The 15464-nt window shown below is 75.1% G+C and carries 15 protein-coding genes; 5 read left to right on the forward strand and 10 right to left on the reverse strand.

Annotation, left to right across the window (positions count from 1 at the left end):
• Positions 1-26 precede the first annotated feature (26 nt).
• From AB0469_RS08740 to AB0469_RS08780, 9 genes are all read right to left on the reverse strand, one after another.
• A complete protein-coding gene (locus AB0469_RS08740; RefSeq protein WP_366450606.1) occupies positions 27-950 on the reverse strand; it encodes a glycoside hydrolase family 19 protein in 924 nt (307 codons plus the stop codon).
• 176 nt (positions 951-1126) lie between these two features.
• Positions 1127-1537 carry a rodlin gene (locus AB0469_RS08745; RefSeq protein WP_366450607.1) on the reverse strand — a complete coding sequence of 137 codons (411 nt, stop codon included), beginning with the start codon at positions 1535-1537 and terminating at the stop codon, positions 1127-1129.
• A 119-nt stretch (positions 1538-1656) separates the two neighbouring features.
• Positions 1657-1938, reverse strand: a complete 282-nt coding sequence (locus AB0469_RS08750) for a hypothetical protein (protein ID WP_366450608.1) — start codon at positions 1936-1938, stop codon at positions 1657-1659.
• Entirely contained in the window at positions 1935-2687 is a 753-nt protein-coding gene (locus AB0469_RS08755) for an HNH endonuclease family protein (protein ID WP_366450609.1), read from the reverse strand. The genes AB0469_RS08750 and AB0469_RS08755 overlap by 4 nt, the downstream gene beginning before the upstream one ends.
• 127 nt (positions 2688-2814) lie before the next feature.
• Positions 2815-3960, reverse strand: coding sequence for a substrate-binding domain-containing protein (locus tag AB0469_RS08760; protein WP_366450611.1), 1146 nt, complete (start codon positions 3958-3960; stop codon positions 2815-2817).
• An 11-nt stretch (positions 3961-3971) separates the two neighbouring features.
• A complete protein-coding gene (locus tag AB0469_RS08765) occupies positions 3972-5024 on the reverse strand; it encodes an ABC transporter permease (protein ID WP_366450612.1) in 1053 nt (350 codons plus the stop codon).
• Positions 5021-6592, reverse strand: a complete 1572-nt coding sequence (locus AB0469_RS08770; RefSeq protein WP_366450613.1) for a sugar ABC transporter ATP-binding protein — start codon at positions 6590-6592, stop codon at positions 5021-5023. The genes AB0469_RS08765 and AB0469_RS08770 overlap by 4 nt, the downstream gene beginning before the upstream one ends.
• A 93-nt stretch (positions 6593-6685) precedes the next feature.
• Positions 6686-9382 (reverse strand): SpoIIE family protein phosphatase, encoded by a 2697-nt coding sequence (locus tag AB0469_RS08775; RefSeq protein WP_366450614.1) that lies wholly within the window; start codon positions 9380-9382, stop codon positions 6686-6688.
• 161 nt (positions 9383-9543) lie between these two features.
• A complete protein-coding gene (locus AB0469_RS08780; RefSeq protein WP_366450615.1) occupies positions 9544-10479 on the reverse strand; it encodes a cyclase family protein in 936 nt (311 codons plus the stop codon).
• Positions 10480-10618: 139 nt separating this feature from the next.
• Here AB0469_RS08780 and AB0469_RS08785 point away from each other — a divergent pair, with 139 nt between their 5' ends.
• The 5 genes from AB0469_RS08785 (at position 10619) to AB0469_RS08805 (ending at position 15105) form a co-directional block, all read left to right on the forward strand.
• Positions 10619-11752: a PP2C family protein-serine/threonine phosphatase gene (locus AB0469_RS08785; RefSeq protein ID WP_366450617.1), complete on the forward strand. Its 1134-nt coding sequence runs from the start codon at positions 10619-10621 to the stop codon at positions 11750-11752.
• Between the two features lie 222 nt (positions 11753-11974).
• Positions 11975-12565, forward strand: a complete 591-nt coding sequence (locus tag AB0469_RS08790; RefSeq protein ID WP_366450618.1) for a hypothetical protein — start codon at positions 11975-11977, stop codon at positions 12563-12565.
• A 105-nt stretch (positions 12566-12670) separates the two neighbouring features.
• A complete protein-coding gene (locus AB0469_RS08795) occupies positions 12671-13138 on the forward strand; it encodes a hypothetical protein (protein ID WP_366450619.1) in 468 nt (155 codons plus the stop codon).
• A gap of 140 nt (positions 13139-13278) precedes the next feature.
• Entirely contained in the window at positions 13279-13860 is a 582-nt protein-coding gene (locus tag AB0469_RS08800; protein ID WP_366450620.1) for a hypothetical protein, read from the forward strand.
• Between the two features lie 183 nt (positions 13861-14043).
• Positions 14044-15105, forward strand: a complete 1062-nt coding sequence (locus tag AB0469_RS08805; RefSeq protein ID WP_366450621.1) for a serine/threonine-protein kinase — start codon at positions 14044-14046, stop codon at positions 15103-15105.
• A gap of 55 nt (positions 15106-15160) precedes the next feature.
• Here AB0469_RS08805 and AB0469_RS08810 read toward each other — a convergent pair whose 3' ends face one another.
• Positions 15161-15397, reverse strand: a complete 237-nt coding sequence (locus AB0469_RS08810; protein WP_042816916.1) for a helix-turn-helix transcriptional regulator — start codon at positions 15395-15397, stop codon at positions 15161-15163.
• Positions 15398-15464: the final 67 nt, after the last annotated feature.

The raw sequence follows: 15464 nt of genomic DNA on the forward strand, positions 1-15464 counted from the left end.
GGGCCGGCCGGCCCAGGGCGGGCGGTTCAGCAGCCCAGCCGGTCGCCCGGGGTGACGCCGAGGATCTGGGTGAAGGCCTGGTACGCGTTCACCCGGCTCTGGACCTGCGCGGGGTTGCCGCCGTTGCACTCCAGGGCCCCGTTGATGGAGCGGATCGTCTCGCCGAAGCCGGCCCCGTTGACCATCGCCGCGTGCGCGGTCATCGTGCCCGGGCCGTTCTGCGTGTTCCAGTACCAGAGCGCCGTCTTCATCGCGACGGCCGGGTCCTGCTCCACCAGGTAGGGGTTGGCGAGCAGGTTGATGCCCAGGGCGTCGCCCGCCGCCTTGTAGTTGAAGTTCCACGACAGCTGGATGGGGCCCCGGCCGTAGTACGCGGCCTGGCCGGCCGGGCAGCCGTAGGGCTGGGAGGCGTCGCAGTAGTGCGGGTAGTTGGCCGTGTTCTGCTCGACGATGTGGACCAGCCCGCCCGTCTCGTGGGAGACGTTCGCGAGGAAGGCCGCCGCCTCGCGCCGCTTGACCGTGTCGTCCCCGGTGTGGGCGAAACCGGGGTACGCGGAGAGCGCCGCCACCAGCCCGTTGTAGGTGTAGAAGGGGTTGCGGTCCGGGAACATCCGGTTGAACTGGGCCTCGCTGACCACGAACCCGGAGGGGTCGCCGGTGCCCGGGTCGGGGTCCTGGCCGCCCCCGCCGCCGCAGGCGCCCTGGTCCGACCAGACGCCCCACTGTCCGGTGGTGCCCGGGGTCTCGCCCTGGGTCCACCACTTGGCCTGCCAGTTGTGGCCGCCGTACGAGGCGCTCATGCCGTTGGTGTAGACGGCGGCGGAGCTCCAGGCGCCGGTGCAGGCGGGGGCCGCTGCGGCGGGGGAGGCGGGCAGGACGACGGCGAGCCCGAGGGTCGCGGCGGCGGCCGCGGCGAGGGAGAGGGCGCGGCGGCGAAGCGCACGTATCACGTAACTGCTCCTTGAGTGGGGGGAGTCGTCGCGGGGATGTGGGGGGCGACGGGTACCGCCACTGAACCGAAATGGTCTGAACCTGTCAAGGTCTAGACCAAATTTCGGCATGCCGTGCGCACGCACGCCGGAGCGGCGCGGCGACCGGGTCGCCACGCCGCTCCGGGACCGCGGGATCAGCTGCCGGACGACAGGTTCCCGGACAGGACCGGGATGTTGGAGGCGATGTGCGAGAGGGTCTCGTCGCCCTTGGCCTGCGTGGAGTTCTCGGCGCACTGCTGGTTCTGCGGGTTGGACGCGATCGGGATGTCCTGGACGCCGACGTTGACGAGGGCCAGGACGGACTGGACGTTGACCTTGGCCGGCAGGCCGACGCAGAGCTTGTTCAGCGAGCCCTGGACCGCGCTGAGCTGCGGGCTCATCGCGCCCGAGGTCTCCTGGTTGCCGTAGATCTGCTGCGCGCCGTTGCCGTTGACCGTGTTGACGCCGTTGTCGTTGCCGATCGCCATCGCCGGGGAGGCCGCGAGGGCGCCCGTGCCCAGGATGGAGGCGGTGACCGCGGCGGTGGCCATGAACTTCTTGAGCATCGTGGAGATCCTTCTGTCGCATGAGCTGTCCCCGGCGGGACGCCTGGATCAACTGCGCCCGGCCCCGGGGGTTATCGCCCGTCACCCGGGCGGCCCAACGATCCGTCCGCCGCCCCTGCTCAGGCGGGTGGGGAGGGGGCCTCGGCCCCGCCTCCGGAGCGGATCGCCCGCAGGGCCGCGGAGTGGAGCGCCTGCGGGTCCCCGTGCGCCGCCGGGCTGCCGGTGAGGGTGTACCACTCGTCCGCGTCGGTGTACTGCACCTCGAAGCGGACCCTCCCGTCCGGCCCGCCCGTGGTGCGCAGCGTCAGCGGGCCGGTGATGACCCCCACCTCGTCGGTCATGGCCCCGCCGGGGCCGGCGAGGACCTCGTCCTGCCACTGGTACCGCCGGGGCCCGGTCATGCGGCGCAGGTGTCGATCATGGTGGTGAGCACGGCCCTCTCGGCTTCGGTGACGGTCAGCTGGTAGTGGGACTTCACGGTGGTCCAGGCGCGTCCGTACTGGCACCAGCTCGACCTGTCCGGCGGCTGCCACAGGTCGGGGCTCTGGTCGCCCTTGGAGCGGTTGGAGGTGGCGGAGACCGCCAGCAGCTGCGGCCGCACCAGGTCGTTGGCGAAGGCCTTCCGCTGCGCGGCGTCCCATCCGGAGGCGCCGGAGCGCCAGGCCTCGGCGAGCGGGACCATGTGGTCGATGTCCAGCTTCGAGGCCTCGTTGACGACGGCGCCGTCGTACAGGCTCCTCCAGCTGCCCGACACGGCCCGGCACTCGGAGTCCTGGGCGACGTCCCTGCCGTCGCGCTTGAGGACCACCTCGCGGGTGTCGCACTTGGCGCCCTGCTCGGCCCAGTGCGTGAACTTGTCGCGGCTGTAGCCGGCCATCGTGCCGGGCTTGCCGGTCGTCAGCGCCGCCAGCTGCGCGCGCGCCGCGGCCGCGCCGACCATGCCCGGCAGCACGTCCCCCGGGGCGGGCTTCGCGTCGCCGCCCGGGGACGCGGCGGAGGGGGCCGGTGCGGAGGGCGCGCGGCTCGCGCTCGCGGACGGACCGCCCGGGGTCTTCCCGTCCCCGGACTTGCCGGAGCCGCCGCATCCGCTCAGCCCGAGCAGCAGCGCCGCGGCCACCGCCCCGGCACGTGTCCCCGTCCGACGACCCACGACAACCCCACCCCGCCCTGACGGAATTCGGCATACCGACCCGGGAAGACTACCCATAACCGGACAACCAACCCCGCACCGGTCCCTCGGCGGGGCTCCGCGTCCCCGTCCCGCGCCTTCCAGGGCGTCAGGACCCGTGCCAGATCCTCCGGTACGCCTCCCGGTAGCCCTGCGGGTCCCAGGAGGTGGCCCCGCCGCTGTTCTCCGCCGTCACCACGTGCACCGGGGCCACGTAGCCGCTGGCGGGCCGCCCGGCGAAGGCGCGGTTGAACTCGTCGACGATCTGCCAGCCCTGCTGGTTCAGCGGTTCGGGGACCGTGGCCGCCTGGAAGCCGCGGCTGTTGATGCGCTGGAAGGCGGACGGGTCCCCGTCGCCCGCGCCGATGTTGAAGGGCGGGCCCCCGCCGGGCCGCCCCGCGGCGCGCAGGGCCGGGGCCGCGTCGGCGAAGTAGAGGTCGTTGATGGCGACGGAGTCGGTCCAGCGGTCCCCGAACCGGGCGAGGAGCGAGGAGACCTCCTGGGGGGTGCGCTGGCCGGCGTCCGGGATGGGGATGTTCTCGGTGGCGAGCAGGGCGACGCCCGGGCACTCGGCGAGGCGCCGGCGGACCAGCTCCGCCTTGGTGCGGGCGAAGGGGATGGAGTCGTCGGTGAAGAGCACCGCCCCGCCGGACCCGCCGGAGCGGGCGACGACCCAGTCCGCGCTGATCCCCGCCACCTCCTCCAGCCTCGTGGTGACGTTGGTGAACAGCCGGGGGTCCGTGCTCGGGCCGGGGGAGCCGACGGCGTGCCAGCCGATCAGCGGGATGCCCCCGGCCTGCGCGCGCGCCGTCTCGCGCTGCGTCAGCCGCGGGTCGAACCCGCCGATGACGATGCCGTCGGGTTTGAGGGTGACCGCCTGGCCCAGCGCCGCCTGGATGCCGGCCGGGGTGCCCTCCCCGTCGATCACCCGGACGTTCCAGCCGATGTCCGCCGCGGCCTCCCGCACCCCCTCGGCGACCTGGGCGACCCCGGGGTTGGTCATCGTCTGGGCGACGTAGACCAGGGTCTTGCCGGGGGCCGCCGCCGGGCCGGTGGTGGGCCCCTTCCAGGCGGCGCCGGTCCGCTCGGCCCGCGCCACGGCCGCCCGGGCCTTCGCGAGCGCCTCCGCGCAGCCGGTCGCCGAGGGCGGGGCAGGCGCGTGTGCGGGGCGGCCCGCCCCGCAGCCCGGGGCGAGGACGGAGGCGGCCGCCCACAGGGCGGCGGCCGCGAGGAGGCGCTTGCGGGTCGGGTACACGGTGCTCCTGATCAGGGGTGCGCGGGCGGCTGGTGCGCGGGGGGCCGGGGCGGGGCGCCGCCGGCGGGGGAGGGCGGCCCGTCCTCCACGGCCCGCGGGCGCAGCCGCCGCCGCGCCGCGTAGCCGGCCAGGCCGACCGCCACCAGCAGGGTGCAGCCGTTGAACAGCGGGGTGGCCCAGAACGCGGCGCCGAGCTGGCCGATCCCGGCGAGCCCGACGGCGAGCACGCCGACGGCCACCAGGGTCCCGGGGGCGTTGGCGCGTCCCGGTGCGATGGTGGTGGAGCCCAGCAGCGCCCCGACGAACGCGGGCAGCAGGTACTCCAGCCCGACGCTGGGGTTCCCGATCTGCTGCTGTGCGGCCAGCAGCACCCCGGCGACACCGGTGACCAGGCCCGACGTGGCGAAGGCGTAGACGGAGTACCGGCGGGTGGGGATGCCGAGGACGGCGGCGGCGCGGGGGCTGGAACCGGTGACGTAGAGGCAGCGGCCGAAGGGCAGCCGCTCCAGCACCACCCACAGGACCAGGGCGACGGCGAGGACGTAGAAGGCCGGCAGCGGCAGGCCCAGGAACACGGCGTCGTAGAGGGCGGTGAAGGAGGACGGCAGCCCCTCCGGCCCCGGCACGATCCGGCTGCCCCCGGTGAGCCAGCCGGTGAGGGCGTACATGATGCTGCCGGTGCCGAGGGTGGCGATGAAGGAGTCGATGCGGGCGAACTCGACGACGATCCCGTTCACGGCGCCGGCCAGGCCCCCGCCCACGACCACGGCGAGGCAGGCGAGCGGCCAGGGCGTCCCCGCGTCCACGATCAGGTGGATCACCAGGACGTGGGCCAGGCCCAGGCCGTAGCCGAGGGACAGGTCGAACTTGCCGGCGGCGATGGGCACCGTCGCCCCGAGCGCGAGCAGGGCGGGGATGGACTGGTTGGACAGGATCGCGGAGACGTTGTCGCGGGTGGGGAAGGTGTCCGGCAGGGCGAGGGAGAACGCCGCGAAGAGCAGCACGGCCAGGGCCGGCAGGCCGTAGCTTCCGACGAGGTGCCCGTGCGGGGGCCGGTGGGTCACGGAGCCCCCGTGCTGCCGGTGATCGGGGGCATGGCCGAGGCGGTGCGGGTGAGTTCGGCGGGGGTCAGGCGGGCCCCGGACAGCTCGGCCGCCACCGCTCCGCGGACGAAGACCAGCGCCCGGTGGCACAGGTCCGCGACCTCCTCGAAGTCGGTGGACACCAGCAGGATCCCCGTCCCTCCTGCGGCCGCACCGTCGAGCATCCGGTGGACCGCCGCCTTGGCGCCGACGTCCACGCTCGCGGTCGGCTCCTCCAGGACCAGCAGCCGCGGGCGCCCGCGCAGCCACCGGCCCAGGACCACCTTCTGCTGGTTGCCGCCCGACAGGGTGGCGACGGGCGCCTCGGTGTCCCGGGGCCGCACCGAGAACCGGTCGAGCAGGGCGGCCGCCTCGCGCCGCTCGCGCCGGGGCCCGAGCCAGCGCCACGCCGGCACTCCGGCGGCCCGCGGGTGGGCCAGCAGGTTCTCCCGGACCGTCAGATCGGGGGCGCACCCCTCCTCCTGGCGGTCGGCGGGCACGAACCCGACGCCCCGGCCCACGGCTCCGGCGGCGCCGCGCGGCCGGTACGGCCTGCCGTCGAGCAGCACCCGCCCGCCGCGCAGCGGCAGTACGCCGGCCAGGGCGCGCCCCAGGTGCGCGTGGCCGGCGCCGGTCAGCCCGACCATGCCCAGGATCTCCCCGGGCGCCAGCTCCAGGCTGACGGGCCCGCTGCGGTCGGTCGTCACGGCGTCGAGGCGCAGGACGGGGGGCCGCCCGGGCGCCGGCCCTGCGGAGGGCGCGGGCCCGCGCCCCGCGGGGACGCTGCCCGTGATGTCCCGGACCAGTCGGCCGGGGTCGTAGCCGGAGAGGGCTCCCCCGGCGACCAGGCGGCCGTCGCGCAGGACGGCGAAGGCGTCGGCGACCCGGTACACCTCGTCGAGGCGGTGGCTGACGTAGAGGATGCCGTGGCCCCGGTCGCGCAGCGCGTGCAGGACGTCGAAGAGCCGGGCGCAGTCGGCGGCGGGGAGGGTGGCGGTGGGCTCGTCGAGGACGAGGAGCCGGGTGTGCCGTGCGAGGCCGCGGGCGATGGCCACCAGGGAGCGCTCGGCCGGGGCCAGGTCGGCGAGGCGGGCGTCGGCGTCGAGGTGGCCGGCGACGGCCGCCAGGGCCTCGGCGCACCGCTCCCGGGTGCGCCGCCAGGAGATCAGGCCGTGGCGGCGCGGGTAGCCGGTGCCCAGGGCGATGTTCTCGGCGACGGTCATCCAGTCGACGAGGCCCGGGTCCTGGTGGATGAAGGACATCGCCGCGGAGGCGGCCTCGGAGCCGAGCGGGTGCCCGGCCACGCGCACCTCGCCCGTGTCGGCCCGGTGGACCCCGGCGAGGACCTTGATGAGCGTGGACTTGCCGGCGCCGTTGGGGCCGAGGAGGGCGAGGACGCTGCCGCCGTGCAGGTCGAGGTCCACCCCGTCCAGGGCGACGGTGCCGCCGAACCGCTTGCCGAGACCCCGGATCCGCACGAGCGGCTCCGGGCCCGCAGTGCGGGCCGGGCGGCCCGGTGGGGCGTCGTTCTCGTCATGGGCGTCGTGCACGGACGTCTCCGGGGCCGGCCTCGGATCCCGCGGGAGGGCGGGACAGGGGGGATGCTACTGGCCGTCGGCGCCCGTTTCCGGATACGACGGCCGTCATGCCGCGTCCAGGGCGCATTCGGCCCAGATCACCTTGCCCCGGGGGGTGTAGCGGGTGCCCCAGGCCTGGGCCAGCTGTGCGACGAGGAACAGGCCGCGGCCGCCCTCGTCCGTGCTGGCCGCCCGCCGCAGGTGCGGGGCGGTGCTGCTGCCGTCCGAGACCTCGCAGATCAGGGTGCGGTCGTGGATGAGGCGGACCTGGATGGGCTCGCCCCCGTAGCGGATCGCGTTGGTGACCAGCTCGCTCAGCAGCAGCTCGGCGGCGAACGCGAGCTCGTCCAGCCCCCAGTCGGCCAGCCGCCGGGTGGCGGCGGCGCGGAGGTCGCCGACCTTCGAGGGGTCGGCCGGCAGGTCCCACGCGGCGATCCGGTCCGGGGGCAGGGTGTGGGCGCGGGCGACCAGGAGGGCGATGTCGTCGCCGGGGTGCTCGGGGGCCATGGCGTCCATCACGGCCCGGCAGGTCTCCTCGGGGCCCCGGTCCGGGTGGGCCAGGACGCCGCGCAGCCGGTCGAAGGCGACGTCGATGTCGCGGTGGCGGTCCTCGACGAGCCCGTCGGTGTAGAGGACCAGCGTGCTGTCCTGCGGCAGCTCGATCTCGGCCGTCTCGAACGGCAGGCCGCCCAGGCCCAGCGGGGGTCCGGCGGGCAGCTCGGGGAAGGTGACGCGGCCGTCGGGGTGGACCAGGGCGGGCGGGAGGTGGCCGGCCCGGGCCATGGTGCACTGCCGGGTGGTGGGGTCGTAGACCGCGTACAGGCAGGTGGCGCCGACGATGCCGGTGCTGCCCGGGGCCTCGTCGCCGCCCTCCTCCCGGTCGAGGCGCACCATGAGGTTGTCCAGGTGGGTGAGGAGCTCGTCGGGGGCGAGCTCCAGCTCGGCGAAGTTGCGCGCGGCGGTCCGCAGCCGGCCCATGGTGGCGGCGGCGTGCAGCCCGTGGCCCACGACGTCGCCGACGAGGAGGGCGACGCGGGTGCCGGACAGGGGGATGACGTCGAACCAGTCGCCGCCGACCCCGGACTCGGCGGGCAGGTAGCGGTGGGCGACCTCGACGGCGCCCTGTTCGGGCAGGCCGCGCGGCAGCAGGCTGCGCTGGAGGGCCAGGGCCAGGTTGTGCTCGCGGGTGTAGCGGCGGGCGTTGTCGATGGACAGGGCGGCGCGGGCGGCGAGCTCCCGGGCCAGCCGGGTGTCGTCGTCGCCGAAGGGGGCGGGGTCCTGGGAGCGGTAGAAGCTCGCGATGCCCAGGAGCACGCCGCGCGCCAGCAGCGGGACGACGATCAGGGAGTGCACGCCGTGGTCGAGCAGGTCGCGGGCCCGTTCGGGGTTCTGCGCGATCCAGCCCGCCGCGGCGGCCAGCTCGGGCTCCAGGACGGCGTGCCCGCTGGTCAGGCAGCGCATGTGGGGGGTTCCGGCGAGCAGCTCCACGTTCTGCCCGGCCGGGTAGAAGGGGCAGTCGTCGCGGATCCCGTGGACCACGGTGCGGTGCAGCTCGGCTCCGGGGGCGGCGGACTCGTCGCCGCGCAGCACCGATTCGGGCAGGTCGACGGTGACGTAGTCGGCCAGGCGCGGGACCGCCGTCTCGGCGAGCTCCCGGGCGGTGCGGCCGACGTCCAGGGTGGTGCCGATGAGGGTGCTGGCCTCGGCCAGCAGCTCCAGGCGCCGCCGGGCCTCGACGGCGTACCGGCCCACCTCGGGCTCCCCGACCAGCACCAGGCCCCGGACCGGGCCGGCGGACCGGTCCGGCGCCGGGTGGGGCGGCGGCGGGCCGTCGCCGCCGATGACGGCCTCCACGACCATGCCGTCCACCCCGGTCCCGCTGGTGAGGGGGCGGCTGAGCAGCGTGGCCTCGCCGCCGCGGGGGAGGGAGACGCCGAAGGTGCCGGGGCGGCCCGAGGAGATCAGCTCCGTGGCCCGCTCCTTGAGGACCGCCCGGTCGTGCGGGTCCAGTCCGAGGCCGGCCGGACCGAGGAGGGTGTCCGGCACGTCCGCCCCGTCGGGCTCCGGCGTCCCGTCGGGCCCGGCCGCGGTCGGGCGGGCGAGCCGTTCGGCGTCGAGGTAGGCGTGCAGCAGCCCGCGCTCGCGCGCCGAGCTCTGGGCCATCAGCCGCCGTTCGATCGTCCCGACCGCGCGGCCGAGCACGCCAGCCAGGTCCGGATGCTCGTACGCGTACGGGTACCCGAAGCAGAGCACGCCGACGATGTGCCCGCTGAGCTGGTCGCGGATGGGGGCGGCGCAGCAGGCGTTCGACTGGGCCCGCTCGGCGAAGTGCTCGGCGCGGTAGACCCGGACGGGACGGCGCTCGGCCAGCGCGAGGCCGATGCCGTTGGTCCCGCCGTACCGCTCCGCGAAGACGAAGCCGGGCACCGTCTGGATGGGGGCGAGGCTGCGGGCCAGGGAGGGGTCGCCGAAGCGGCGTTGCAGCACCATGCCGTCCGCGTCGGTGACCGCGATGTTCATCCGGCTGCCGGAGAACCGGTTCTGCAGCTGGTCGAGGACCGGCCCGGCGGCCCGTACCAGCCGGCTGTCGGGGTCGAAGTCGTCCCGGTAGGGCAGCTCGGCCTGGTCGGGGGAGAGCCCCAGCAGGCGGCAGCGCAGCCAGGAGTTCAGGATGGGGCCGCGCACCCCGGTCTCGACCGGGCCGCCCTCCAGGAAGCGCTCACGGGAGCGTGCGGGGCCGGTCTGGTCTCCCGTGAGCCCCATCTGCATCACTTCCCCTTGCCGGTGTGGCCCGGCTCCCTCGGGACGATCGCCGTGGTCCGTGGTCCGTGGTCCGTGGTCCGTGTCCGTGGTCCGTGCGCCGTGGCCCGTGCGGTGAAAGTTGAATAGGTGCTTTTTGAGTATATTCCGGGTGTTTTGCAGCTTCACAGGACGGCGACCGGATTGACCGGGGACCCCGTCCCGCCGGGGACGTCGAGGGGCGTCACGACGAGCAGGAACTCGTGGCGTCCGGCCGCGGCGCAGGCCGCGGACAGCCCCTCCAGGTCCAGGTTGTCCAGCAGGGGCACCCCCATGGCCGTGATGGCCAGGGTGTGGACGGGGGAGTGCAGGCCTTCGACCGGCGAGGGGCGCAGGTCGCCGTCGCCGTCGGAGCCGAGCAGGCCGATGCCCCGCTCGGCCAGCAGGGGCACCGCGTCCACGTGGAAGCCCGCGCTCGCGGCGTCGAGGTCCCAGGGGCCCAGCTCCCGGCGGCGCCGGAACCGGCCGGTGCGCAGCAGCACCGCGCAGCCCTCGTCGATCCGGGCACCCAGCTCCCGCTCCGCGGCCAGGACGTCGCCGGCCCGCACCGCCCGCCTGGGCTCCAGCCAGCCCGTCCCGAGGACGGCCGGCAGGTCCAGGAGCACGCCCCGGGTGACGAGCGGGCCCAGGGCGGCCACCGAGCCGAAGCGGACGCCGCCCGCCCCGACGGCGCCGCGGGCCGGCACGCCCCCGTAGAGCTCCCCCCGGTAGGCGATGTGCGACAGCGCGTCGAGGTGGCTGACGGCCTTGCCGTGGTAGTCGGCGCCGAGGAAGTCCTTGTGCGCGGAGGGCTCGGGGGGCTCGACGTCGCCCAGGTCGGTCATGTGGTGCAGGGCGGGCCGGGGGTTGTCGGGGCCGGGCCGGGTGTCCCACGGCCGGCCGAGGGCGACCGGAGTGCCGTCGCGGACCAGGGCGGCCGCCCGGCGCACGTGGCCGGGGGTGACCCGGTTCCAGGCGCCCCGGTCGGCCGGGTCCCAGCGGCCCCAGGTGCGGACCGCGGCGAAGAGGGCGTCGAACTCCCGGCGGGAGACCCGGGGGACGTCCGCGGGGTCGGTGCTCATGGGGCGCTCCAGGGTCGCGGGGCCGGCCGACGGGCCGCTCCCGCATCCCTATCCGGTCCGGGCGGCCCCCGGGCGGCGGCCGGGGGCGACGCGCCGGACGAAGTGGCGGCCGTACGCCCGGGCGAGGCAGGCTGTACTCATGAGAGCGCTCTTGCGCTCGCCCCCGGGAGCGGGAGACGGCGGCCGCCACCAGGTCCTCTTCGTCCTCGCGGAGGCCCTGCCCTTCGCGATCGCCCTCGTGGTGCTCGTCATCGAGTTCAGCCCCGCGCACGTCGTCTACACGGGCCCGCTGCTGGTCGCCACCCCCGCCCTGGCGGCCGTGACCATGGGCCCCGCGGGCACGCTCGCGGCGGCAGGGCTGGCCCTCGGCGTCAGCATCGCCACCGCCACGTACAACCACGCCTGGGGCGGCCAGCAGGTCTACACGAACTTCCTGGCCCTCTTCCTGGTGTCCGCCGCCAGCCTCATGACCAGCCGTGCCGTCCGCACCCGCCGGGACATCGAGCTCGGCCAGGTGCGCCGGATCGCCGAGGCCGCCCAGGAGGTGCTGCTGCGGCCCGTACCGGCCCGGCTGGGCCCCGTACGGGCGGCCAGCATGTACCTGGCGGCCGAGGCGGGCGCGCAGATCGGCGGGGACCTGTACGACGCGGTCCAGACCCGGTACGGGGTGCGGCTCATCGTCGGGGACGTGCGCGGCAAGGGGCTGCCCGCCGTGCGGGCCGCCGCCGTCGTCCTGGGCGCCTTCCGGGAGTCCGTGCACTACGAGCGCGACCTGGTGGAGGTCGTCGACCACTGCGGAGCGGCCCTGCGGCGGGACGCGGCCACCGCGAGCGCGGGCCTGGCGGGCGGCGACGACGTGCTCCTGGAGGGGTTCGTGACCGCGCTCGTGGCGCAGATCCCCGAGTCCCTCGACGTCCAGGTCGTCAACCGGGGCCACCCGCCCCCGCTGCTGCTGCACGACGGCGGCGTCCAGCCCCTGATGCCCACGGTCCCGCTGCCCCCGCTCGGCCTGGAGGAGTTCATCAGCGGGCCGCCGGGGCGGACGGACAGCTATCCGTTCGCCCCCGGGGACCGGCTGCTGCTGCACACCGACGGGGTCATCGAGGCGCGCGACGGCGACAACGCCTTCTTCGACCTCGCCGCGGCCGCCGAGACCCTGCGCGACCGCAGCAGGCAGTCCTTCCTGGAGGGCCTGCGCCAGGCCCTGCTGCGCCATGCGCGGGGGCGTCTGGCCGACGACGTGGCGGTCGTCCTCGTCGACCGGCTCGGCTGAGATCCGGCTTTTATCCGCATTCCGCGGTGCTGTCAAGTCCCGACTTTCCGGAACGTGACCCTGCCGTGCCCGCCGGGGCTTACTTGAGGTGCGGAAAGGAAACGAGGAAACAGGAAAGAGAAGGAAATCCTCCCCGAGGAATTCCCGCTCGATCCCCCTCACCGCACCGTCCCGAAATTCCGGGGCACCTCGATGAATCCCATGCGCAGTCAGGAGAAAGTCATGAACCGCAAGTTTGACACCACCGCCGTTCGTCCGCAGCGCCGGGGCTTCCGCCTCGCGACCCTCGCCGCCGCGGCGGCCATCGTCACCGGAGGCGTCGTCCTCCCGGCCTCGGCGGCCATGGCGGCCCCCGCTCCGGCCCATGTGGTCACCGCCCTCCCGGACGGCGGCGGCAAGGGTGGAGACGGCGGTGCGGGCGGCGGCGGTCTCGTCGGCGGCGGCGGTGGCTCCGGCGGCTCCGGCGGCGGCAGCGTCTTCGGCGTCGGTGGAGACGGCGGCAAGGGCGGCAACGGCGGCAACGGCATCCTCTCGGGTGGCGGCGGCGGTGGCGGTGGTGGCGGCGGTGACGGCGTCATCGGCGGCAACGGCGGCGGCGGCGGCAAGGGCGGCTCGGGCCTCTTCGGCGGGAACGGCGGCGGCGGCGGTGGCGGCGGCGACGGCATCCTCAAGGGCGGCAACGGCGGCAAGGGCGGCGGCGGCGGGTTCGGCGTCTTCCAGGGCGGCGACGGAGGCAAGGGCGGCGTCGGCGGCCTCGGCATCTTCGGCGGCTCCGGCGGTGGCGGCGGCGAGGGCGGCGGCAGCATCTTCTGACCGCGGCCCGACCTGACGGGGCGGAGGCCTCCGGGCCTCCGCCCCACCCCCCTCGACCTCATCCACACCTCTGGCACGAACGTTCTCTGAAACGGAGAAACCCCCATGTTCACGATCCCCTTCCAGCGTCCGCTCATCCTGGCCGCGGCCTCCCTGGCCCTCGTCACCGGTACCGCCTGCGCCGCGCAGGCCGCGGTGTCCCACACCCCGGCGGCCACCAGCGCCTCGGTCCCGGGCCTCCAGGCCGCGAACTGTTCGGCGGGCGGCGCGGGTGGCGAAGGCGGCAAGGGCGGCGAGGGCGGCAAGGGCGGCCAGCCCGGTCAGCCGGGCGAGCCCGGGAAGCCCGGCGGGACGGCCTGCCTCGGCTTCGCAGACCTGCCCGACAAGCCCAAGTCGGAGCTGACGGTGGTGGACAGGGTACGCATCGCGCTCACGGTGATCGCCGACGACTCCAAGGAGCTGAAGGAAAAGATCGCCGACAAGTACAAGATCACCCCCGAGCAGATCGACACCTGGAAGAAGCAGTACCTCGACGGCGACTGGTTCGGCCTGATGAGCGGTCCCGTCTCCTGATCCGGCGAGGCGGCGAGCGGAGACGGAAAGGCTCCCGGGCGCCCCGGCCCGAAAAGAGGCCGGGGCGCCCCCGCACATCCGAACGGATAAAGATTTCCCACCCGTACCCGGAAACCATTCCCCAGCAAGGAAGAAATGCCATGCGTGTACGTTCTTGGAAGCTGCGTCTCGGTCTCGTCGTCTCGACCACCCTGCTCGGTGCCGGCGCCCTCGCGCCCGTCGCCTCCGCCGCCCCGGCCGCCCCGGCCGGCCACACGGCACAGGTCCTCACCGGACACCACGGCTCCGGTTCCGGCTCCGGCAACCGGATCGGAAAACTCCTCGGCGGCGGATCCGGCCTCGGCGCCGGCGGAGTGAACATCGGCAACGGAAGCGTCCGCGTCGGCGACAACGTCTGCGCCGGCCGCTGCAACGGAACGGTCAACGGCACCAACGGCAGCAACGGCGGCGTCTGCGCCGGCCTCTGCAACGGCAGCGCCAACGGCGGCAACGGCACCGACGGCACGCTCGGCGGCAACGGCAGCAACGGCGGCAAGGGCGGCGTCTGCGCCGGCGTCTGCGGCGGCAGCGCCAACGGCGGCAACGGCGGCAACGGAGGGGCCGCGCCGGCCGGCGGCGACGGCGGCGACGGCGGCCGGGGCGGCGACGGAGGCATCTGCGTCGGCGTCGGCTGCGAGACCGGTGGAGGCGGCGGACGCGGTGGCGACGGCGGCTCCGACTGACCCCCGCAGGCCACCCCTCGGACGCCCTCCGGAGCACCCCGCCCCGGAGGGCGCCGCACGCGTACGGACCGCCGTCGCCGACGAGGGGCACCCGTATCGATCACTGGATAGACTTTCGATGAGCGAAGAGCGGCCCGCCGCACCCCCTGTGCGTCCGCGGCGGCCGGGTGAGGGCGGCGCCTGATGGGCACGGCATCCAATCTGCACCTGTACGCGGGCCGGGCCTCCGGGCTCATCGGCCGGCAGATCGCGGGCTACCTGGTCGAGCGCATGATCGGCCGCGGCGGCATGGCCGTCGTCTACCAGGCCAGGGACCTGCGGCTGGACCGCGCGGTCGCACTCAAGCTGATCGCCCCCGAACGGGCCCGCGACGAGACCTTCCGGCGCCGCTTCACCCACGAATCACGGGTGGCCGCCTCCATCGACCACCCCCACATCGTGCCGGTGTTCGAAGCGGGCGAGACCGACGGGGTCCTCTACATCGCCATGCGCTACGTCTCCGGCCTCGACCTGCGGGCCCTGCTGGACCGGGAGGGCCCGCTCCCCGTCACCACCGCGCTGCGCATCGCCGGCCAGGTGGCCTCCGCGCTCGACGCGGCCCACGACCACGACCTCGTCCACCGGGACGTCAAGCCCGGCAACATCCTGGTCGCCGCGGGCACCGACAGCGACCACCCCGAGCACATCTACCTCACCGACTTCGGGCTCACGAAGAAGAGGCTGGCCCCCACCGGGTTCACCACCGCCGGGGAGTTCGTCGGCACGGTCGACTACATGGCGCCCGAGCAGATCTCCGGCCGCCCGGTGGACGGCAGGTGCGACCTCTACAGCCTCGCCTGCGTGGTCTACGAGACCCTCGCGGGCGGGCCGCCCTTCGGACGCGACGCCGATCCGGCCGCCCTGCTGTGGGCGCACCAGTACGACCAGCCGCCTCCCCTCACCGGCAAGCGGCCGGACATCCCCCCCGCCGTCTCGGAGGTGCTGGCCAAGGGTCTGGCCAAGGTGCCCGAGGACCGGTACTCCACCTGCCTGGAGTTCGTCGCCGCCCTGCGCGCCGCCACCGGGACGCCCGGCCGGCGCGTCGACCCGGGACCCGGGGGCGGCCGCCCGCCGGCCGGGGGGGACCACCCGGCCACCGAGGTCTCGGCGATCCCCGAACTGCCGCAGGAGCCCCCCTCCTGGGCCCTGCCCGTCTTCCGGGCGCAGCAGGACGGCCCGTACGGCGCGTTGCCGTACGGGCCGTAGGGCCGGGATCGAGGGGTTCGGCTTTCCGGGGCCGGGGCCGGGGCCTGGCCTCGTGTCAGAGGCCCATCGAGATGGCGAGGCGGGTCAGCTCCGCGGTGGTGTTGACACCGAACTTGGCGCGGATGCGGCGCAGGTAGGCGTCGACCGTGTGCTTGGAGAGGCCCATGTTGCGGGCGGCCTGGAGGTAGGTGCACCCGGCGGCGATGTGTCGCAGCGCCTCCTGCTCACGCGGGGCCAGAGAGGCGGGGGCCGAGGGGGCTTCGACGTGCTCCATGACGAGGGTGAGGCTCATGAGATTTCCTCCGCCGTGTCGGCTCGGTCATCGCTGCTGCTCACACCCTTGGAAGCAGGGGGACATA

The sequence above is a fragment of the Streptomyces sp. NPDC093801 genome (genome assembly GCF_040701585.1).
Classification (GTDB): Bacteria; Actinomycetota; Actinomycetes; order Streptomycetales; family Streptomycetaceae; genus Streptomyces.